We start from the raw sequence: 1,250 nt of genomic DNA on the forward strand, positions 1-1,250 counted from the left end.
CGCACAGCTCTTGACCCTAGCCCACAAAACTGTCCCATTCGGAAGTGGAAAATTCCGGCATGACGTTGTCATCGAGACCAGGAGGTCATGCCGTGAAGAAGAGCAAGTTCAGCGAAGAACAGATCGCCTATGCGTTGAAGCAGGCCGAACTGGGCACGCCGGTCGCAGAGGTCTGCCGCAAGATGGGGATCAGCGACGCGACGTTTTACAACTGGCGGACCAAGTACGGTGGGCTATCGCCCTCAGAGCTGCGCCGGCTGAAGCAGCTTGAGGAAGAAAACGCGAAGCTCAAGCGGCTCGTGGCCGATCTGTCGCTGGACAAGGCCATGCTGCAGGACGTGCTGTCAAAAAAGCTCTGAAGCCTTCCCGGCGCCGTGAACTGATCACGGACTTGATGCAGCGCTTTGGCGCGAGCCAGCGGCAGACCTGTGCGTTGTTGCAACTGTCCCGCACGGTCTACCGTTACGAGTCGGTCGCGCGGGATCAAAGTGCGCTGGAGATGCGCATCAAGGAGATCACGGAAGTGCGGGTGCATTACGGTGCGCCACGCGTGTACGTGATGCTTCGCCGGGAAGGCTGGCGAGATAACCATAAGCGTGTCGAACGCGTGTACCGCGAGCTGGGGCTTTCGTTGCGCCACAAACGACCTCGACGTAACAAGTCGGCCAGACGCCGGCAGCCAAAGCAATCCGTGAGCGCAATCAACGAAATCTGGAGTATGGATTTTGTCGCTGACGCGCTGTTTGATGGTCGGCGCTTGCGCACGCTCACGATCGTGGACAACTACACGCGCGAATGTCTGGCTATAGAGGTCGACGGCTCACTGCGTGGCGAGCACGTTGTCGCCGCACTGACTCGGCTTGCACAGCGTCGTCCGCTTCCCCGCTATATCAAGGCAGACAATGGCAGCGAATTCATATCGAAGGCGCTCGACAAGTGGGCGTACGAGAATGGCGTGGAAATTGACTTCTCGCGCCCAGGCAAGCCGACCGACAACGCGAAGAACGAATCCTTCAACGGACGATTTCGGGAGGAATGCCTCAACGCACATTGGTTCTTGTCGCTGGAGGACGCCAGACGCAAAATCGAAGTCTGGCGCGAGTACTATAACGAGACCCGTCCTCACTCTGCGCTGCAGTGGATGACGCCGGCGGAATTCGCCCGCGAGTGCACCGATCGGGCCGATCCGGCCCACCCCGAAGAGCCGGAATTTTCCAACTAAGACCGGGACGGAAATTGGGCCAGCCTCA

At 59.1% G+C, this 1,250-nt stretch carries 1 protein-coding gene; it reads left to right on the plus strand.

Annotated features, from left to right (window positions below):
* The first annotated feature begins 92 nt into the window (after nt 1–92).
* Nucleotides 93–1,222, plus strand: a protein-coding gene (locus CFB46_RS34940) for an IS3 family transposase (RefSeq protein ID WP_089501045.1) whose coding sequence is annotated in 2 segments (ribosomal slippage) — nt 93–345 and nt 345–1,222 — 1,131 coding nt in all. Because the reading frame shifts where the segments join, the coding sequence is not laid out codon by codon here.
* The last annotated feature ends 28 nt before the right edge of the window (nt 1,223–1,250 follow it).

It is taken from the genome of Burkholderia sp. HI2761 (assembly GCF_002223355.1).
In the GTDB taxonomy this organism is placed as follows: Bacteria; Pseudomonadota; Gammaproteobacteria; order Burkholderiales; family Burkholderiaceae; genus Burkholderia.